17 protein-coding genes are annotated in these 20,016 nt (G+C 39.2%); all 17 read left to right on the forward strand.

Annotated elements, in window-relative coordinates:
• Window positions 1-36 precede the first annotated feature (36 nt).
• The 17 genes from GSQ74_RS21170 to GSQ74_RS21250 all read left to right on the forward strand — a co-directional run bounded on the left by GSQ74_RS21170 (window position 37) and on the right by GSQ74_RS21250 (window position 20,013).
• A complete protein-coding gene (locus tag GSQ74_RS21170) occupies window positions 37-717 on the forward strand; it encodes a heme exporter protein CcmB (protein ID WP_158996194.1) in 681 nt (226 codons plus the stop codon).
• Between the two features lie 132 nt (window positions 718-849).
• Window positions 850-2,082, forward strand: a complete 1,233-nt coding sequence (locus tag GSQ74_RS21175) for a di-heme oxidoredictase family protein (RefSeq protein ID WP_158996195.1) — start codon at window positions 850-852, stop codon at window positions 2,080-2,082.
• A complete protein-coding gene (locus GSQ74_RS21180; protein ID WP_158996196.1) occupies window positions 2,082-2,510 on the forward strand; it encodes a Rieske 2Fe-2S domain-containing protein in 429 nt (142 codons plus the stop codon). Before GSQ74_RS21175 ends, GSQ74_RS21180 begins: the two co-directional genes overlap by 1 nt.
• The gene (locus GSQ74_RS21185; RefSeq protein WP_216846791.1) at window positions 2,507-3,784 is read left to right on the forward strand and encodes a hypothetical protein; all 1,278 of its coding nucleotides are present in this window, start codon (window positions 2,507-2,509) and stop codon (window positions 3,782-3,784) included. The genes GSQ74_RS21180 and GSQ74_RS21185 overlap by 4 nt, the downstream gene beginning before the upstream one ends.
• A 143-nt stretch (window positions 3,785-3,927) precedes the next feature.
• Window positions 3,928-5,109 (forward strand): carboxypeptidase-like regulatory domain-containing protein, encoded by a 1,182-nt coding sequence (locus GSQ74_RS21190; protein WP_158996197.1) that lies wholly within the window; start codon window positions 3,928-3,930, stop codon window positions 5,107-5,109.
• A gap of 57 nt (window positions 5,110-5,166) precedes the next feature.
• The gene (gene ccsA, locus GSQ74_RS21195; RefSeq protein WP_256366323.1) at window positions 5,167-5,865 is read left to right on the forward strand and encodes a cytochrome c biogenesis protein; all 699 of its coding nucleotides are present in this window, start codon (window positions 5,167-5,169) and stop codon (window positions 5,863-5,865) included.
• A gap of 1 nt (window position 5,866) precedes the next feature.
• On the forward strand, window positions 5,867-6,076 hold the full coding sequence (locus GSQ74_RS21200; RefSeq protein ID WP_158996199.1) for a CcmD family protein: 210 nt from the start codon (window positions 5,867-5,869) through the stop codon (window positions 6,074-6,076).
• 151 nt (window positions 6,077-6,227) lie between these two features.
• On the forward strand, window positions 6,228-7,664 hold the full coding sequence (locus GSQ74_RS21205; protein ID WP_158996200.1) for a Glu/Leu/Phe/Val dehydrogenase: 1,437 nt from the start codon (window positions 6,228-6,230) through the stop codon (window positions 7,662-7,664).
• Between the two features lie 492 nt (window positions 7,665-8,156).
• Complete coding sequence (locus GSQ74_RS21210) at window positions 8,157-9,083, forward strand: NAD(P)H-binding protein (protein ID WP_158996201.1); 927 nt, start codon at window positions 8,157-8,159, stop codon at window positions 9,081-9,083.
• Window positions 9,084-9,104: 21 nt separating this feature from the next.
• A complete protein-coding gene (locus tag GSQ74_RS21215) occupies window positions 9,105-10,025 on the forward strand; it encodes an AraC family transcriptional regulator (RefSeq protein ID WP_158996202.1) in 921 nt (306 codons plus the stop codon).
• 409 nt (window positions 10,026-10,434) lie between these two features.
• Window positions 10,435-10,842, forward strand: coding sequence for a cytochrome c maturation protein CcmE (locus tag GSQ74_RS21220; protein ID WP_158996203.1), 408 nt, complete (start codon window positions 10,435-10,437; stop codon window positions 10,840-10,842).
• A gap of 10 nt (window positions 10,843-10,852) precedes the next feature.
• A complete protein-coding gene (ccsA, locus tag GSQ74_RS21225) occupies window positions 10,853-13,306 on the forward strand; it encodes a cytochrome c biogenesis protein CcsA (RefSeq protein WP_158996204.1) in 2,454 nt (817 codons plus the stop codon).
• A 162-nt stretch (window positions 13,307-13,468) separates the two neighbouring features.
• The gene (locus tag GSQ74_RS21230) at window positions 13,469-13,966 is read left to right on the forward strand and encodes a c-type cytochrome (RefSeq protein WP_158996205.1); all 498 of its coding nucleotides are present in this window, start codon (window positions 13,469-13,471) and stop codon (window positions 13,964-13,966) included.
• Between the two features lie 279 nt (window positions 13,967-14,245).
• The gene (locus tag GSQ74_RS21235; RefSeq protein WP_158996206.1) at window positions 14,246-14,944 is read left to right on the forward strand and encodes a TolC family protein; all 699 of its coding nucleotides are present in this window, start codon (window positions 14,246-14,248) and stop codon (window positions 14,942-14,944) included.
• A complete protein-coding gene (locus GSQ74_RS21240) occupies window positions 14,945-17,122 on the forward strand; it encodes a Wzz/FepE/Etk N-terminal domain-containing protein (protein WP_158996207.1) in 2,178 nt (725 codons plus the stop codon). It begins immediately after the preceding gene.
• 29 nt (window positions 17,123-17,151) lie between these two features.
• Window positions 17,152-18,345, forward strand: a complete 1,194-nt coding sequence (locus GSQ74_RS21245) for a glycosyltransferase (RefSeq protein WP_158996208.1) — start codon at window positions 17,152-17,154, stop codon at window positions 18,343-18,345.
• 153 nt (window positions 18,346-18,498) lie between these two features.
• Window positions 18,499-20,013: an O-antigen ligase family protein gene (locus tag GSQ74_RS21250; protein WP_158996209.1), complete on the forward strand. Its 1,515-nt coding sequence runs from the start codon at window positions 18,499-18,501 to the stop codon at window positions 20,011-20,013.
• Window positions 20,014-20,016: the final 3 nt, after the last annotated feature.

Genomic DNA, 20,016 nt, shown 5'->3' on the forward strand with positions numbered 1-20,016 from the left:
AGCCAATTTAACTATCCTAATTCTTATCTTCGCGCCATGATATTTAATCAAACCTGGAACTTACTGAAAAAGGAAATTCTGTTGGAATGGCGTTCAAAATATGCTTTCAATGGGGTGCTATTATATGTGGTATCCACCGTGTTTGTTTGTTATATATCTTTTCACCTAAGTCCTGGTTTTAGTGGCAGTGAAGGGTATCCAATAGTTTGGAATATCCTTTTTTGGATCATCATCCTGTTCGCATCTGTAAATGCAATAGCCAAAAGTTTTATTCAGGAAAACAAAGGGCGTTTATTGTATTACTATACCATAGCCAGCCCACAGGCTATAATCCTTTCAAAAACAATTTATAATATTTTATTAATGTCATTGCTCAGTGTATTGGCACTAATTGTTTACCTATTGTTTTTCCCTAATACTATCGGCGACCCGCTTTTTTATTTCTTAGCTGTACTTTTAGGCAGTATTAGTTTCTCCACAGTTTTTACTATGATTTCGGCCATCGCTTCCAAAGCAGGCAACAATGGTACTTTAATGGCCATTTTAAGCTTTCCGGTTATTATACCAGTTATCTTACTCCTGATACGCATCAGCAAAAGCGCAATGGATGGGGTAGAGCGTAGTTTATTGTATGGCAACATAGGTATACTTTTTGCCATAAATGTTATTGTAATAGCTACATCTTTACTGCTTTTTCCGTATTTGTGGCGGGATTAATAAGCTGATAATAAGTCAAGTCTGCCCTAGTTTAGAATCTATCTAATCTTTTTGTCATTTTATTTGGATTAAGTCTAAATAAAATGCTCTTTTGCAATTGAAACAAAAAACGGCATAGACTAATTCAACTTTATGAAGAAAAGAAATTTACTTATCCTTATACTTTTCATACTTACATTTTCTGCAACTATAGTCTCAATTACATCATGTAATAAGATTTTTCCGGAAATGATTAATCCCGAAAATGGTTTGTGTGGGCCTATAACACTTACAAGCTCGCAAACACTACTTTTTTCAGCAGGAAATGATCAGTTCTTTGCTAACCGTACATCAGCAACAGGTCTTGGGCCGTATTTTGTAGCAACTGGATGCGGTAGCTGCCACTCCAGTGATAATAGAGGGCATCCTTTTACTATACTAACCCGTTTTGGTCAAACAGATAGTACCGGAAATAAATTCTTAGCAGAAGGCGGCCCACAATTAGGTACGTTTTGTTTACCGGGATATACACCTGAAACTATCCCGGCAGGTGCAACCAGTACAAAATTAATAGCCCCAATTACAGCAGGTGTGGGCTTTCTGGAAGCAGTTCCTGATTCTGAAATTATAGCAATGGCTAATGCTAATGTAAATAACCCTAATGGTGTAAGAGGCCATCCTAATTATAATGCTATTCCATCATATGTAACACCATTAAGTGGTGCTATACAAAGGGCGGATGGTAAATATATTTGTCGCTTTGGCCGCAAGGCAGCTGTTTATAATTTGTTTCAACAGGTAGCATTGGCTTACAATCATGATATGGGTATTACTTCAAGTTATATGCCATATAATCCATTTAATTATCAGGATGAGGCGATGCCTACAACACCTGCAACCCCAGAAATAGATAATAATACATTTTATTCTGTTGTGTTTTATGTAACAGCTTTACAAACCCCTATACAGCGTAATGCCACCGATGCTACCGTTATACAAGGGCAGAATGCATTTGTTAAAATAGGTTGCGCAGATTGTCATAAACAGAATCTTACTACAGGATATTCGGCAATACAGGGTCTTGCTTATCAAACATTCCAGCCATTTACAGATCTGTTGGTTCATGATATGGGGCCGGGTGATGATGACCATTATACTGAAGGTGATGCTTTAACTTCTGAGTGGCGTACAACTCCACTATGGGGGTTAGGTTTGGCACCGTGCGTACAAGGCGGCGATGTTTATTTAATGCACGATGGCAGGGCGCACAGCATCCAACAGGCAATACAAATGCATGGTGGCGAATCAGCTGTTAGCGCAGCAAACTTTAGCAAACTTTCGTCAGCAGACCAAACAGCGGTAATTAAGTTTTTACAATCGTTATAATGGAAAGAAAGGCATTTTTAAAAACTTGTGGCTTCGCCTGTTTAGGTGGCTCAGTGCTAATAGGTGCACTTGAAAGTTGCGGTACCAGTAAAATGGTAACAGGCACTATCAACAATTCAAACCTGGTTGTACCTATAACCGCGTTTCAAAGCAACGGGGCTTACAATAAGTATATTGTGGTACAACAGGAACAATTAAAATATCCGATCTGTGTGTATCGCTTTAGCCAAACTGAATATTCAGCCGTATTGATGCGTTGTACTCACCAAGGCGCAGAGCTACAAGTGTTTGGCGACAAATTAGAATGCCCTGCACATGGCAGCACTTTTAGCAATATAGGCCAGGTAAAAAATGGCCCTGCAGATACCAATCTGCGCACTTTCCCGGTAATTGTTCAAAATGATCAACTTCTTATTTCACTCAAATGAAAATAACTTTATCAGTCTTATTTATTACAATTTTACTCTTTTACTTTCAGCCTGCATCAGCTCAGATAGACAGTAGTTTACTTAATAGTCCTGCTAAAAAAGATACTGCAAAACATACACTAAGTATGGATGCAATTTATAATCGTCCATTTAAAAAGTTAGGCAGTTCATCACTCTCTATCGGTGGGTATGTTGAATCTGATGTTCAATATACCAACACCTCCGGTATAACCAATGGCGATCAGTTCCAATTCAGGCGCTTCAGCTTGTTTGTATCGTCAACCATAGCTCCGCATATTAAATTCCTTTCTGAAATAGAATATGAAGATGACCCTTCTGGAGATGCGGGGGAAGCTGCCGGTCCTGAGTTTGGTGTTGAATATGCTGCTTTAGATATTGAATTTAATCCCTTGCTTAATTTACGCGGCGGTATGATCTTGAACCCGATAGGTGGTTTTAACGAAAATCATGATGGCCCCAAATATGAATTTACCGACAGGCCCATTGCCATGACACAAATGTTGCCTGATACCTGGAACAACCCTGGTTTTGGGCTATATGGAAAAAAATACAGCGGACATTGGATGTATGGCTATGAAGCTTATGTTACCGGTGGCTTTAATGATTCTATTATTAATAATTCGCAAGGAAAAACATTCTTACCGGCAGCAAAAAGCAGCATTACACGTTTTAACACAAGTGCCAGCGGCGAACCGCTTTATACCGGTAAACTATCATTCGGTAATGATCAAATAGGTGAGATTGGTTTATCATATATGGGAGGTGTTTATAATACCTGGCGTGTAGAAGGTGCGCAGGTTGATAATAAAAGAAGTGTTAATGTGTTTGATGTGAATTTTAATGGAACAATACCGGGTTTGCATACCAATATAATTTCTGAGTGGGCATGGATATTTGTAGATATACCACCTGATTATACACCCGAGTATGCACATAAGCAATTTGGTGGATTTATTGATGTGGTACAGCCGATAATACACGGCCGTATACTTGATTGGGATAATGCTACTGTTAATATTGCTGTACGTGGCGAATATGTAGATTGGAATGACGGGAATTTTGTAGCAACGGGCCAAAAAATGTATAACGATTTATGGAGTATAATGCCTGCGATCAGTTTTAGACCAACACCTCAAACAGTTTTACGCCTTAATTATCGCCGCCAAACACAAAACGATATAACCGGTAATAAAATAGGAGCTGCAATTGGGCCAACTGCCGGTTTAAGCTTTGGTCTATCAACTTATTTTTAAGCTTAGCTTATTGTAAATCAATTCAATATCCAATTCTAATCCATGAAATTTATTTAAGATTAGAATTGGATTAAAATTTCATTTCAACTTCATTTCTAAACCTTTAATTAGCATCTTCAAAAAATATTTAAACTTTTGGTTTGATGCGCTTTTCCTGGTTAATCCTTCTATTGTTTTTCCCGATTATTACGCTGGCGCAAAACGGCATAATAACGGGTAAAGTAACGCGTGCTGATAATAAAGCCCCGTTACCATTAGCTAACGTTTTTTTGAGTAATACAACATCGGGCACTTCAAGTGCATCCGATGGGACCTTTACATTGAGCCACTTAAAGCCTGGTCAATATACCTTGGTAGTAAGTATCTTAGGTTACGAAGACTATTCCACCACAGTTTCAGTAGCACAGGAGCCGATAAATATAAACATTGAACTATCTGCCAAAGTAACTGAGCTCCACGAAGTAATTGTAACAACACCCGCAAACTGGAAAAAAAATTACGATGAGTTTGTTAAAGAGTTTATTGGTACTGATGATAACGCAAAGCAATGTTATGTGCTTAATCCCCGTTCAGTTAATCTAATTTACCACAAGCCTCAACAGGAACTGGAAGCTTATACAGATGAATTTTTAGTGGTAGATAACCAGGCACTTGGTTATCGAGTTAAATTTTTGGTAAAGGAGTTCACCAGCAGCAAACTCACCAATATTACAGGATATAGCGGACAAAGGTTATTTCAGGCATTACCCGGGACTAAAAAACAATTGGAAGAGTGGAAAAAAAAGCGTGAAGAAGCTTATTATGGCTCGCCAATGCATTTCTACAGATCTTTATATACTGGCAAGCTTGACTCTGACGGTTTTGTTGTAATGAAATTAACCAGGCAAAACAACGTTAATCGTCCGCAGGAAATAGTTATACAACAAAAAATTAAAAAGTTCAACGATGGCATGCACCGCGATTCAATAAACTACTGGATAGGTATGCAAAATATGTCTAAATATTTTCATGAACATTTAGATCGAAATCCTCAACCATTGAATACTTTCTTGTTCAGTACTAAACAAGACGGTATTTATGCGGTTAGTTTCTCCGATTGTTTGTATGTTATTTACACTAAAAAACACGAAACATCAGATTTTAAGGACCTATACCGGCCACTGGATATGGAAACATATGAAACAAGTATTGTAACTACCGCAAAACCATATTTTTTTGATACTAACGGTGTGGTATTTGGCGATTCAGCTCCATTATATGAAGGCACCTGGTCAAAATCAAAATTATCTGATCTGTTACCTGTTGATTATACGCCGGGCGATTAATATCACTAATTTCGATACCAATTACAGCCAAATGATTTAATTCGTGATTTTTAAATCATTACCTTTGCCAGCACAAATAATATGAAGTTCATTTATCAAACATGGTGGAAAGTAATAGCCGTATTGCTGGTATTTTCTACACTTTTTACAGGTTTACTGCTTCATGTACCTGCTTTACCCGTACTTCACGAAACTATACGTAACCTGTATTTCCACGTACCTATGTGGATGGGAATGCTTACTGTATTCGTATTATCGGTTTACTTCAGCATAAAGTATCTGCGTAATGGTAGGGAAGAGGATGATCTGGCTGCAGTAGAATGTGTAAACACTGGCTTATTATTTTATGCCATGGGTTTAGTTACCGGAATGCTATGGGCAAAATATACCTGGGGCCAATTTTGGAGCGGTGACCCTAAGCAAAATAGTGCTGCTATAGCATTTTTGCTATACTGTGCTTATTTAGTACTGCGTAACTCAATTGACGAAGAGCAAAAGCGCGCCAAAATTTCAGCCATTTACAACATTTTCGCTTTTCCGATAATGATCGTACTGATTTTCATTTTACCACGAATGACAGACTCTTTACACCCGGGTAGTGGTGGTAACCCTGCATTTGGTAAATATGATTTAGATAATGGTATGAAGATCGCCTTTTATCCTGCTATGCTGGGTTGGAGTTTTATTGCTTTGTGGATTGCCACCATTCGTTATCGGATCCGTTTAATTGAAAACAAAAAGAATGCTATAAACTAATATGAAGAAATTAACTTTTTTGTTGCTTTTGCTTTTATCCTGCACAGGCGTATTTGCACAGTCGAACCTTGGTGTAACGATGGATGACACCCTACAAAGCTCTGGTAAAATATATGTTGTTGTTGCCATAATCGCTATCATATTTGTAGGATTAGCCTTATATTTATTTTCAATTGACAGAAGATTGAAAAAAATCGAAAACGAAAAATAGTTCAAATACTATGTTTAAATAGTTTAAACATAGTATTGTGTCGTCTGTTAGTAATTATTGATAATACACCTGTATTTATATTTGCAATATTGATAAAAAAAGTATCACATTTGCGCTGTTTTTTAACAATATAATAATTATCTAACAAATTATGGCTACCAATATTAATGCTGCCGTTCCGGATGATCACTTTTTTGGTGATGTATGTAAGTTCTTCGATCATGCAGCAAAGTTCACACATCATGATGCTGGTTTACTCGACCAGATAAAATCCTGCAATAGCGTATACCGCTTCCGTTTCCCTATTCGCAAAGCTAATGGCTTCGAGGTTATTGATGCCTGGCGTGTAGAGCACTCTCATCACCAATCACCAACCAAAGGTGGTATCCGCTACAGCGAAATGGTTAATGAGGATGAAGTAATGGCACTTGCCGCGTTGATGACTTACAAGTGCGCTATTGTTAATGTTCCTTTTGGCGGCGCTAAAGGCGGCATCAAGATCAACCCTAAAAATTACACAGTTGGCGAGCTTGAAAATATCACCCGCCGCTATACTGTTGAGCTAATCAAGAAAAACTTCATAGGCCCAAGTATCGACGTTCCCGCGCCGGATTACGGTTCAGGCGAACGCGAGATGAGCTGGATTGCTGATACTTATGCTACCATGAACCCAGGTCAATTAGATGCTATGGGTGCTGTTACTGGTAAGCCAATCGCCTTGCAAGGTATTGCGGGCCGTCGTGAGGCTACAGGCAGGGGAGTAGCCATCGCTATTCGCGAATGCGTTAGTGTTGGTGAGGACATGCAGAAAATTGGCCTTACCGCAGGTATATCAGGTAAAAAGGTAATTGTGCAGGGTTTGGGTAACGTAGGTTACCACTCCGCTAAATTCTTGATTGAATTTGGTGCGATAGTAGTTGGCCTATGCGAATTTGAAGGCGCTATATACAATGCTGATGGTTTGGATATTGAAGCAGTATTCCAGCACCGTAAATTAACTGGATCAATTCTGGGTTATGCAGGCGCTAAATCTGAGTTCAAGAACTCAATGGAAGGCCTGGAGCAACCATGTGATATATTAGTTCCCGCAGCTTTAGAGAACCAGATCACCGTTGGAAATATTAAAAACATCAAAGCCAAGATCATAGCCGAAGGTGCCAATGGACCTACAACTCCCGAAGCTGAAGCTATTTTCTATAAAAATGGTGGTTTAATTATCCCTGATATGTATGCTAACGCAGGTGGTGTAACTGTATCTTACTTTGAATGGTTGAAAAACCTTTCACATGTAGCATTCGGCCGTATGAACAGGCGTTTTGAAGAAAACTCCAACCTAAACCTGGTAAACATGGTTGAAGGCATTACAGGTGTAGCCTTAAACAGCGCGCAGCGTTCAAGTATTATCAAAGGTGCATCTGAGTTGGAGTTGGTAAACTCTGGTTTAGAGGATACTATGATCCGCTCATATCACGAGATCAGGGAAACCTTTGTTACCACACCCGGCATTGATACCTTACGTACAGCCGCGTTTGTAGGCGCTATCAACAAAATAGCAGTATCCTACCAAAACCTTGGTGTTTGGCCATAAAGAATATTAATAAGTAGAGTAGTTTTAGCCATTGTATAATTTTATACAATGGCTCTTTTGTTTGCACTGTACCACGGTACAAGTGAAACAGGTGGTACATTTGGTACACTTTTTACCCCAGAAACGCCCTGAAAAGTACTAAAAAGAGGGTTTTTAACCCAATAATTAGTATCAAAACTGAATAAAAAGCACCTATTTAGCCCCCAAAACTATCTTTATTTTACCTTTTTTTATCAAAATTTGACTAAAAAGGCATGTAAAAATCGTCTTTTTACGCATGTTAGATTTTAGAATGATACACTAATCAGCTTCACTAGCACTGTTGGGACCGCCTTTTTGATCAGCCCCTGCGGATTATCGGTCCTGTAGTTGCATTAAGGTATAGCAGTCCGAAGTTAGCAAATGGGACAGCTTAGTTTAAATGTGGGATTCGGCTAAATCAAAAGCAGATTTGGATAAATTTTTAAGACATACGCAGCCGTTATTTGCATCATGAAAATAATCGTTACAGGTTCATTAGGGAATATCAGCAAGCCACTGACAGAAATATTAGTTGCCCAGGGGCATTTGGTCACCGTGATAAGCAGCGATCCCAAAAAGCAAGCAGCTATCGAAACTTTGGGAGCGGTACCAGCCATCGGCTCGATTTCAGATATCGCCTTTTTGACCAAAACTTTCCAGGGAGCGGATGCCGTTTACGCCATGATTCCTTTAAGTTTTACAGAACCGGACATTGGCGATTATTTACGTCGGATGGCGCAAAATTATGTGCAGGCATTGCAGCAAGCCGGCAGCAAACGTGTGATAATTATGAGTGGATGGGCGGCAGACCTGGTGCGCGGCGAAAATATCGAAGATGTTTTTGATGACCTAAACACCTCTCTCACTATCATGCGCCCCGCCTCATTTTACACCAACTTCTATCAGTCCATAGATCTAATTAAAGGTAAAGGGCTGATTGGCAAGTTCCTGACACTACGTTATTTCGGCCTTTGGGCGCTACTGACCGGTAAGACCGGCCTATTGATGGGGAATTATGGCGGGGATGACCGGGTTGTTTTTGTGTCGCCGAAAGATATAGCTGAGGCGGTAGCGGAGGAACTTTTACTGCATCCTGATCATACCACTATTCGTTATGTGGGTAGCGAAGAAATGAGCTGTAACGAAGCGGCAAAAACCATTGGTAGCGCTGTAGGTAAACCCTGGTTAAAATGGGTGCTGCTTTCAGATAAAGAAATGCTGCAAGGATTGAAGATGGCCAAAGTTCCGGAAAAACTGGCTGAGACCTTGGTGGAAATGCAAGCGGCTATGCATAGCGGTAGAGCGTTGGAGAACTTTCACCAGAATAAGCCTAAAATGGGAAAGGTAAAGCTTGCCGATTTTGCCAAAGAATTTTCCATGGCATATTTTCAAAAATAAATAATATATTAAACTTTGTTTATGAGCAACCATCAGCTTTTCCGTTTTAGCACGATTACCGAATATCACAGGGCTGCGGGGCTGCCTAAACCTGCACACCCGCTGATTAGCTTGGTCCGTATGGAAGAGCTTAAGTTGCCCATTAAAGAAGTACCTTTCAGACTCATCTTTGACTTTTATTCCATTTCGCTAAAAAAGGTGCAAAACGCCAAATTTAAATACGGGCAGCAAGCCGGTGATTTTGACGAAGGCGTGTTGTTCTTTATGGCACCCGGACAGCTATTTGGCGTGGACATCGTTGTAGACACATTACAACGGCCCGAAGGATGGATAATACTCATTCACCCAGATTTTTTATGGAGTACACCGCTGGCTAAGACAATCAAACAATATGAATTCTTCGGTTATTCAGTTTATGAAGCACTTTATCTGTCGGATAAAGAGGAAAATATGTTAACGGTTATTGTGAACCAGATCGAGCAAGAATACCACACCAATATCGACCGATTCAGCCAAAGTGTGATGATTGCGCAACTTGAACTATTACTGACCTATTCTGAAAGGTTTTACCAGCGGCAGTTCATCACCCGGAAGATCGCTGGTCACGAACTGCTAACGCAGATGGAAGATTTCTTATTTAACTATTTCAACAGCGGAGCACTAGCCAAGCAAGGACTGCCCAGTGTTACCCAAATTGCCGAATCGCTTAATATTTCTCCGGGCTATCTCAGCAGCCTACTTAAGTCTCTGACCGGCCAAAGCACACAGCAACATCTGCACTGCAAGCTGATCGATCTGGCCAAAGAAAAACTCTCTACCACTAACTTATCAGTCAGTGAGATCGCCTATGAGCTGGGATTTGAACATTTACAATCGTTTAGTAAACTCTTTAAGACTAAGACGAGCCTTTCACCGTTGGAATTCCGCCATTCTTTTAATTAATTCCCACCAAAAATAATCACCGTCTGATTTTTATACCACTAACTCTCCACTATGTCATTACGGCGAAGCAAACTCGTCGCGCTCATCTGCATGCAACGAATTTGCTTTATTCCAGCAATGATAATAGGAGAGAAACTCTTAATAGGAAAAAGCACAAACCATCGTTAACCGCCCAAAACCGGCATCGTCTGGTTCGGCAAACACACCAGAAGTAGCAGACAAGCAATTATGCATATCGACCTGTAAAGTCTGGGATTGCCACGCTATCGCTTACAGCAATGACGTTTTTAATAGACCAATCACTAATTTTGTCAATAATGATTCTAAATAAGATTAATGTCTTGTAATAAACATTATTACCTTTACGTTTCGTATTTTTGTAAACTCAATTACAAGGAGAGAAACCTTAATGAAGAAATCATCAATTTTTGGTATTGTAACCATTGCTGTAGCTATCGCGATAATCATTTGCACCTATGGTTCTGCAAGTACTTATGGTACTTTTAAGGATGCCGACAATAACAGCGGCGAATTGCATATCATCGGTCACATCGATAAACAAAAAGAAATGGTATATGATGCAACTAAGGATGCAAACTACTTTTCTTTTTATATGCGCGATACCGTAGGCCACGAATGTAAAGTTGTTTACACTGGTACTAAGCCAGAGGATTTCGACAGGACAGATAAAATTGTGCTTGTTGGTCAAATGAACAAAGGCGAATTTCATGCTTCACATATCCTGATGAAGTGCCCATCGAAATACAAACAGGATAAATTAGACGTTCAGGCCGATACTAAAAAAGCCTCCATATAAAATCATCTTAATGAATATAGCTTACCAGGGCGAACACCTTTTACCGGGTCAATTGGGCCAATTTTTCATCGTTCTTGCATTCGGTTCTGCTCTTTTTTCCACAATCAGCTATTACTTTGCTACAACCAACACCAATAAGTTGGATACATCGTGGTTATACTTGGGCCGTATCGGTTACTTTTTAAACAGTGTATCCGTTATTGGTATTGGCGCTTGCTTATTCTATATCATCTATAGCAACCTGTTCGAGTACAATTACGCATGGGAGCACTCATCACGCACACTACCTGTTTACTACATCATTTCCAGCTTTTGGGAAGGGCAGGAAGGCAGTTTCTGGCTTTGGGGCTTTTGGCAGGCAGTTTTAGGCAATATCCTTATCTGGCGTGCTAAATCATGGGAAAAACCCGTGCTTACCGTTATCGCGTTATCACAAACACTATTAGCATCTATGCTTTTAGGTGTCGAAATATTGGGCTCACGTATAGGCAGCTCACCATTTATCCTACTTCGCCAGGCAATGGAAGCGCCAATATTTAGTCGCCCGGAATACCTTTCATACGTTAAAGATGGTAACGGCTTAAACCCGCTGCTTCAAAACTATTGGATGGTGATCCACCCGCCAACGCTGTTCTTAGGTTTCGCATCCATGATCGTGCCTTTTGCTTACGCGGTTGCAGGTTTATGGCAAAAACGCTATAAAGAATGGGTTCAACCTGCTATATCATACGCCTTATTCGCGGTAATGGTATTGGGTACAGGTGTAATCATGGGTTCACTTTGGGCTTATGAATCATTAAACTTTGGCGGTTACTGGGCATGGGATCCAGTTGAAAATGCAGCCCTTATCCCATGGCTAACGTTAATAGGCGCTGTTCACGTCATGATCGTTTACAAAAATACCGGTCACGCCTATTTTACAGCTACTTTTTTAACGCTGATAAGCTTTGTATTGGTACTATACGCATCGTTCCTAACCCGTAGCGGTATCCTGGGCGAAACCTCGGTACATGCTTTCACCGATTTGGGTATGTTTTGGCACTTAGTGGTTGATGTGGTGGTATTTGCCATTATAGCGGCAACCTTGCTCATAATACGGTTTAAGGAAATGCCTATCAGCAAAAAAGAAGAAGATACATATTCCCGCGAATTCTGGATGTTTGTTGGCTCAGTATTCCTGGCTTTATCATGCCTGCAATTGGTGGTAGTAACCTCAATCCCGGTATGGAACGCCATCTTTAAAACAAACATCGCACCGCCATCAAACCCGGTTACTTTATACAATGTTTTCCAGGCTGGTTTTGCGGTTGTGGTAACCTTACTTACAGGTATTACACAGTTCTTAAAATACAAAAAGACAGATATTACCCGCTTTTTCATCAGCACCATACTTTATCTTGTTTTCGCCGCTGTAATTACCGGGGTAATTGTTTACCTAACCGGTGTTTACAAGCTTAAATTTGTTTTTATATTGGTGATGCTGGGTGCTATTTACTCTATTTTAGTAAATGGAAAAGTTTTGGCTGATGCATTCAAAGGAAAGATCAAACTAGCTGGTTCGGCAGTAGCGCATATTGGCTTTGGGCTGATCATGGTGGGTGCTTTAATATCAGCAGGTACAAGTAATGTAGTATCGCAAAACACAAGTGGTACGGATTACGGTGCCGATTTTGATAAAGCCAATAACTCCCGCGAAAACGTAATGTTATACAAAAACGTACCCATAAAAATGGGCGATTATACCGTAACTTATGTGGGCGATTCCATTGCAGCACCAAATCACTATTTTAAGATTGATTATAAGCTTTTAGATGCAAACGGCAACATCAAAGAGGAATTCATCTTAAAACCGAACTCGCAGTATAACAATAAAATGGGTTTGGTTTCATCGCCAGATACCAAGCACTATTTGTTTCATGATTTGTATACCCACATCAGCATGGCGCCACTTAACGTGATGCAGGCAGGTATGGATTTAGGTCACGATCAGGAAACTAACGATGACGACAACTACAATGCCCCAATCGCGCACGATATGGCAGTAGGAGATACTATTCAGTATAGGGATGGCTATATTATATTGGAAAAATTAAATAAAGATGCTCACGTACAAAATATACCGGTTACAGCTAACGATGTTGCCGTAGGCGCTGACTTAAAGGTAGTATCGCATGGTATTACTTACCAGGCCGAGCCGGTTTACATGGTAAAAAATGGTTCAGTATTTGATTTTGCCCGTAAGATTGATGATGCAGGCTTAAAGCTGCGGTTAACCAAAATAATACCTGAGAAAAACAAATTCGAGATAATGGTTTATGACCAGCCCGAGGGGAAAAGGCCGTATGTGGTTATGCGTGCTATTAACTTCCCGTTCATCAACTTCTTGTGGACTGGTACACTTATCATGATTATCGGCTTTTTACTATCAATTTTCAGAAGAAATAAAGAGCTAAAAACGGTATAAGCCCTACCCAACCCCCCCTGGCAGGGAGGGCTTTAAATTAAAGTCTCCCCAACCGGGGGAGATTTAGAGGGGGCTTACAATTGTAATAGTATTTTGACGTGATTTTTTCACGTCAAAATATTCCATTATATTTTTTTTGTTATCTTAGTTTCTCAAACCTCTATGAAAATGCTTGTCTACAAAAAAACAACAACAATCATCTGCTTATTAGCAGCAGTTACATTCGCAGCGCTTACATCGATGAGCTCTGATCATGATGAACATCATGGCCCTAAAAATTTAAAAGTTCTTCCTAAAAATATCCCGCATGAAATGCTTCATAAAGTGATGGACGACTGGTCTGAAGCATTAGGCGTGCATTGTAATTTTTGCCATGCCGGCGGAGAGGGCGGTAAACTTGATTTTGCAAGCGATGCCAAGCCGGAAAAGAATATGGCCCGTGAAATGTATAAAATGACAGCCAAAATAAATACCAAATATTTTGAGGGTAAAAAGGATTCATTGAATATGGTAATAGGCGATATTAAATGCGTTACTTGCCACCACGGCAGCCCTCATCCGGATGAGGCGGCATTTGCACCGGATATGAAAAATCACGGCCCGCAAATGATGCATCACGACGGTCCGCCGCCTGTTAAGCCTGATTCTACCGGCAAATAATCCGGTAAATATATTTTACTAATTATAAAGCGGGATAATTTTTAATTAAAAATTATCCCGCTTTATTGTTTTTAAGAAAATTCAATAAGCAAAGGAAATTTCAGCGTGCTCATAAGTTTAATATTAACCTATGGTGTTTTATTAACATTTTATTGCAGTTGTTGATAAATGCCTACCGGAAATTAGCTTAATTACAGTAATATTTGTTTTAGTTGATTTTATAATATTTTAGGCATATTAAATCACCTGGATATGTAAAAACGGCGCCGGAAAACCTGTATGAATAAGTCCAAACTATTTTTCTTATTAGTAGTATTTTTATCAGTAGATAAATTTGTATGTGCCCAGCAAACTATCATGAATGATATTTCTGAGGATTACATTGCCAGGTTAGTAGCGCATGCCGAAGCAAACTATCCGCAGGTAAAATCAAACCAAAACAAAATAAACATAGCGCAGGGTAATATTGGTAAAGCCAAAGTATCCTACCTTGATGCTTTTACATTTTCATACATATACCAACCCCAGGGGATAAACACACTTGGCAACGTATCTGGCACAACATCAAACTACAACTATTTTAACGGCATACAAGCAGGGATATTTTTTAACCTGGGTTCGTTTTTAGAAAAACCATATGCCGTAAAACAAGCAAAGCAAGAGCTTGAAATTGCCAATAATGATCAAAATCAATACTATTTAACCATAACCAGCGAGGTTAAAAAAAGATATTATACTTACCTGCAGGATATATCGATACTTAAACTTACCGCGCAGGCCTGTATTGATAATGAAAATGTTGCCAACGATGTAAAACACAAGTTTCAAAAAGGCGAGGAAACGTTTGATAATTATACTAAAGCACAAAGTAGTTTAACCGCAAGTTATCAGGCCAAAATACAAGCTGAAACCGCTTTATTAATAGCCAAAGCTGATCTGGAAGAATTGCTGGGCGATAAATTAGAAAACATTAGATAGATGGAGTTAGGTGATTTTTTCAAGGTTCTTTCCCGGCATAAACTTACGCTGATAATAGTTCCTATTATCGCTATTATTATTACCTACTTTCTTGTACGCAATCAGCCAAGTGTATATACATCGCAAACACAAATAGCAACCGGGTTGGTTGATAAAACACAAGTAACCCTGGGCGATAATACTACGGCTGCTGAATCACAAGTTGCACAGGATTTCGATAACCTGATTGAAATTTTACGTTCAAAAAGAATCACTGAACAGGTATCATACCAGTTAATGATCCACGATTTAACAAGCCAGACACCTTTCAGGCCACCAAGTAAATTATTATTGCAACTTAACCAGTCTGCACGCGAACATGCTTTGGCTGTTTATACCGATTATTATAACAGGAGAAAAGAACTCTCGCTATTCAATCCGGATCAGAACGGTTTGCACAGTTTACTACTCTCCATGAAATATGATGATGAGTCGTTGCTTAAAAACCTGAATATTTACAGGGCGCAAAGCAGTGATTTTATTGATATTGAATACAATGATGACGATCCGCAATTAACCGCCTTTGTAGTAAATACACTGGCGCATGAATTTACCTCTTATTACAGTTTCATCGTAAAAGATAACCAGCACAAAGCGGTTACTTTCCTGGGTAAATTAGTTGACGCCAAACGCGATACGCTTGATTCAAAAATTGGCCAGCTTAAAAATTATAAGATCCAAAACCGAATATTAAGTATTCCCGAGCAATCAAGGGCGCTTTATTCGCAATTAGCGGATTACGAAACACACCTTGAACAAGCTCAAAGAGACGCGATCTCAACCCAAGGGGCAATCAATAGTATTGATAACCAATTTAAGCCTGGGCAACGTAAATACCTTGAAAGTTTACTGCAACCGGTAAACCAAAGCCTGGTAAGCACTACCGATCAGCTTAAAATATTAAACGAAAGATATATCGAAAGCAATTTTGATACTATTTATAAAGTGCAGATCGATTCATTACAGCGTATTATTTCGGAAAGGATAAACCAATCTTCAGATAAATATATTGTAAGCCCTTTAGCTACGCAGCAAAACCTTGTTCAGGAGCGGTTAACCCTTCAGGTTCAATATGAGCTTGCAAAAAACAGTATTGGCTCTATTCAGCAGGCTTTAAACCGCCTCAATGCCCAGCTTGATGCCGTTGTGCCGCACGAAGCTATAGTACAGCAGGATGAAAGTGCTATTGACGTAGCGCAAAAGGAATATCTTGATATTTTAAACAAGTACAATCAAACCAGTTTGGATGCAAGCTATAGCGGCGACCAGTTAAAGCAGCTTGATACCGCAATGCCGGGTATTATATCACCCTCAAAAAAAATGTTGCTGGTAATATTAAGCGGTATAATCAGTTTTATAGCTTGTGTAGTTATATTCTTCATACTGTATTTTATTGATGATACAGTTAAAACCCCCGAAGAACTTGCCAATAGAACAGTAGCCCCGGTACTTGGATACCTGAATCTATTGAGCACCTCAACAATTGATTTAAGGCAGGTGTGGAGCGATCCGCATCCCAACCTGGAAACTTACCAATTCAGAAATTTGCTACAGTCTGTAAGGTTTGAGGTTGATACCGAATTGGGCCCAAACAAAGTATTGTTAGTAAACAGCCTCGCCAACGGCGAAGGGAAAACATTTTTAGCTACCAACCTGGCCTATGCATATTCGCTGGTAAATAAAAAGGTTTTGCTTATTGACGGTAATTTTCATCATCCCGGTATTACCCATTCAGTTAAGTCGAAATTATACATCGAGGATTATTTTAAAGGTACATTGCCTGATTTTAACGAGTATAACCTATCAAAAATAACCGTATTCAGCAACAAGGGTGGCGATGGTTCATTACTCGAAGTGAACGATGAGAAAACCATTCGCGAGAAATTTGAAAAACTAAAAAGCGTTTTTGATATCATCATTATTGAAGCATCTTCATTAAACACCTTAAACAAATCAAAAGAGTGGAATAAGTTTACTGATAAGATACTAACTATATTCGAGGCAGGTAAAAGGCTTCGCGATAATGAAATGAAGCACATAAACTATCTTAAAAGTTTAAATGGTAAATTCATGGGCTGGGTTTTAAATGTGGTAAACAAGCTTGATGCAGCTGATGAAGACCATACTAATGCCGCTTAATACTGGCTGATAATACGTAATAATTACACATGGCAATTATCTGGGCGATATGGATACTGTTACAGGTTTTAGTCGGATACAATCTATATCTGCCTCTAATTCTTTTCACTTTTTATAGGCCATCAAAACAAATTCTCCCGCCATTAGCAGCCGAAAATGATTACGCCATCATTGTTACCGCCTATGAACAGGTAGATTCAATACCTAATGTAATCGCATCTATATTAAAGCTTAGTTACACCAATTTTATAGTATACATTGTTGCTGATAAATGCGATGTATCCGGCTTAAGTTTTGATGATGAACGTGTAGTAATCCTTCGCCCGCCCGAAATACTGGCAAGCAACACCCGCTCGCATTTCTACGCGATACATAATTTCAAACGCCCTCATACCCGCTTAACCATTATTGATAGTGATAATTTGGTCGAACCTGAATATTTACACGAACTAGACAGGTACTTCAACACAGGTTTTTCAGCAGTCCAGGGTATCCGCGAAGCTAAAAACCTAAACACAACTTACGCCAGCCTTGATGCCGCCCGCGATATTTACTACCATTTTTATGATGGCAAAATTCTATTCGGGATTGGTTCATCAGCAACATTAGCAGGTTCAGGAATGGCATTTACTACCCAGCTCTATCGCGATTGCCTCGAAAGCAGGGATATAACCGGCGCTGGTTTTGATAAAGTTTTACAATCCATCATAGTTGGTCAAAATCTGCGCATAGCATTTACAGACAAGGCCATAGTTTACGACGAAAAAACCACCCATTCAGATCAGTTGGTTAAACAACGCTCACGCTGGATAAATACTTGGTTTAAGTATTTTAAATTCGGTTTTACACTGGTATTTAAGGGCATAACCAACTTTAGCCGCAACCAGTTTATATTTGGTTTTATACTGTTAAGGCCGCCATTATTTATATTTCTGATATTATCGGTAATATGTATGTTGGCTAACATATTTATAAGCATAACCGCGGTATTTATATGGTTGGTTGGGTTAATTGCGTTTGTACTTGGTTTTTATATCGCCTTAGCCAAATCCGATACCGACAAACGCATCTGGCAATCATTAATAAATATCCCTAAATTTATTTTTTACCAGGTACTGTCGCTGTTAAAGGTTAGGAAGGCAAACAAACATTCAGTAGCAACCACACATTATTACAATACTGATTCTGTTGAAAATGATAAACTAAAGAGCGATGAGAGTTGAGCCAGCCAAGAAAATAAGGGAAGCTTTAGAATTATCACCCGAAGAAAAAAAAGCAATTCTACAAGCCAAAATCAATCGTGTAACCAGGGTTATAGCCATTATAATTGCCTTCATAAGCACGTTTATATTTTTCTTTAAAATATTATACTTTTAATGGAAAATACTAAACCAATACCGCATTACAAATCAAACAAAAGATTTTCGCAAACATTTAAGCGGGTTTTTTTTGTTGAAAAACTATACAATACCACCGGTTTCATCCTGTTATCAGCTCTGGCAATACTAATTGCTGTGGGTACCGCTTATGCTGGTATTGTATTTGGCGTACTGCTCATAATGGGTATTGTTGCATTACCCTTGTTATATGCCATAATAGCCTATCCCAAATTCGGAATTATCGTATTGCTCATTATGTCGTATACGCTGTTCGTGCTCACACAATTTGGTTTGGATGGGCCTATAGGTACATTAATGGATGGTTTACAGGTATTATTGGTACTCGGCATGTTTATCCAAATGAAAAAGGATAAGAACTGGGCCATATTCAAAAGCCCTATAACTTGGGTATCCTTATTATGGCTCGGCTATAATTTAATTGAACTACTTAACCCGAATGCAGGTTCAAATATGGCGTGGCTTTATACGGTAAGGCCGGTAGCAATTACCACGTTAACTTATTTTGTGTTCATGTACAACATCAACTCTGTTAAATACATCAGGCTTATATTAAAAATATGGCTGTTTTTAACATGTATTGGTGCCGCATACGCATTTAAACAGGAATACATAGGTTTTAACGCTCATGAGCAGTCCTATCTGGCCATGCCCGGCATAGCCGATCTTTTACTTATTAACGGGCATTGGCGTAAATTTTCCATTTTTTCTGATCCCGTTGCTTTTGCTTATAACATGGTGATGCCGAGTATCTTTTGCATCTGTATGTTAACGCTGGAAATTAAACGCTGGAAAAAAATAGTACTTGGTTGCCTTATCGGCTTTTTTTTAGATGCCATGCTATTCTCGGGTACGCGTGGTGCTAACGTATTAATACCGGCAGCCCTGGGTTTATTTGTTGTGCTTAAATTTAACCGCAGAATTTTAATAGCTACCATATTAGCGGCTATATTCCTTGCTTTTTTAATTATGGTACCAACATCAAACCCTAACTTATATCGCTTTCAAACGGCTTTTAAGCCCAGTAATGATGATTCATATAACCTTCGAAAAAGAAACCAGAAAAGGATACAACCCTACATTGTGTCTCACATAATGGGTGGGGGATTAGGGTCAACAGGCGAGTGGGGTGAACGTTTTACACCAGAGTCGTATCTTGCTCACTTTCCACCTGATAGTGGTTATATTCGTGTCGCGGTAGAAGATGGTTGGGCAGGGTTGCTTATCTTCTGCGCTTTCATGTTCGTTATTATGAAAACGGGCATAAATAATTACTATTTAATTGAGGATAAGGAACTCAAAACCTATTGCCTCGCCATGACTCTGATTATTTTTGCCTATAACCTCGCGAATTTCCCACAGGAGGCACTTGTGCAATTTCCATCCAGCATTTTATTTTACCTGGAAGCTGCTTTAATAAATATAACGCTTAGATTAGATATAGCACAAAGAGCAGAAAGGGACAGACTAATGATGGCTCCAAATATTATATAACGC

This window comes from Mucilaginibacter sp. L196 (genome assembly GCF_009765905.1).
Taxonomy (GTDB): domain Bacteria; phylum Bacteroidota; class Bacteroidia; order Sphingobacteriales; family Sphingobacteriaceae; genus Mucilaginibacter.

What these genes read in the sequence shown, in the direction of transcription:
- GSQ74_RS21170 (WP_158996194.1), top strand. Translation starts at nt 37, where the DNA reads ATGATATTTAATCAAACCTGGAACTTACTGAAAAAGGAAATTCTGTTG.
- GSQ74_RS21175 (WP_158996195.1), top strand. Translation starts at nt 850, where the DNA reads ATGAAGAAAAGAAATTTACTTATCCTTATACTTTTCATACTTACATTT.
- GSQ74_RS21180 (WP_158996196.1), top strand. Translation starts at nt 2,082, where the DNA reads ATGGAAAGAAAGGCATTTTTAAAAACTTGTGGCTTCGCCTGTTTAGGT.
- GSQ74_RS21185 (WP_216846791.1), top strand. Translation starts at nt 2,507, where the DNA reads ATGAAAATAACTTTATCAGTCTTATTTATTACAATTTTACTCTTTTAC.
- GSQ74_RS21190 (WP_158996197.1), top strand. Translation starts at nt 3,928, where the DNA reads ATGCGCTTTTCCTGGTTAATCCTTCTATTGTTTTTCCCGATTATTACG.
- GSQ74_RS21200 (WP_158996199.1), top strand. Translation starts at nt 5,867, where the DNA reads ATGAAGAAATTAACTTTTTTGTTGCTTTTGCTTTTATCCTGCACAGGC.
- GSQ74_RS21205 (WP_158996200.1), top strand. Translation starts at nt 6,228, where the DNA reads ATGGCTACCAATATTAATGCTGCCGTTCCGGATGATCACTTTTTTGGT.
- GSQ74_RS21210 (WP_158996201.1), top strand. Translation starts at nt 8,157, where the DNA reads ATGAAAATAATCGTTACAGGTTCATTAGGGAATATCAGCAAGCCACTG.
- GSQ74_RS21215 (WP_158996202.1), top strand. Translation starts at nt 9,105, where the DNA reads ATGAGCAACCATCAGCTTTTCCGTTTTAGCACGATTACCGAATATCAC.
- GSQ74_RS21220 (WP_158996203.1), top strand. Translation starts at nt 10,435, where the DNA reads ATGAAGAAATCATCAATTTTTGGTATTGTAACCATTGCTGTAGCTATC.
- ccsA (WP_158996204.1), top strand. Translation starts at nt 10,853, where the DNA reads ATGAATATAGCTTACCAGGGCGAACACCTTTTACCGGGTCAATTGGGC.
- GSQ74_RS21230 (WP_158996205.1), top strand. Translation starts at nt 13,469, where the DNA reads ATGAAAATGCTTGTCTACAAAAAAACAACAACAATCATCTGCTTATTA.
- GSQ74_RS21235 (WP_158996206.1), top strand. Translation starts at nt 14,246, where the DNA reads ATGAATAAGTCCAAACTATTTTTCTTATTAGTAGTATTTTTATCAGTA.
- GSQ74_RS21240 (WP_158996207.1), top strand. Translation starts at nt 14,945, where the DNA reads ATGGAGTTAGGTGATTTTTTCAAGGTTCTTTCCCGGCATAAACTTACG.
- GSQ74_RS21245 (WP_158996208.1), top strand. Translation starts at nt 17,152, where the DNA reads ATGGCAATTATCTGGGCGATATGGATACTGTTACAGGTTTTAGTCGGA.
- GSQ74_RS21250 (WP_158996209.1), top strand. Translation starts at nt 18,499, where the DNA reads ATGGAAAATACTAAACCAATACCGCATTACAAATCAAACAAAAGATTT.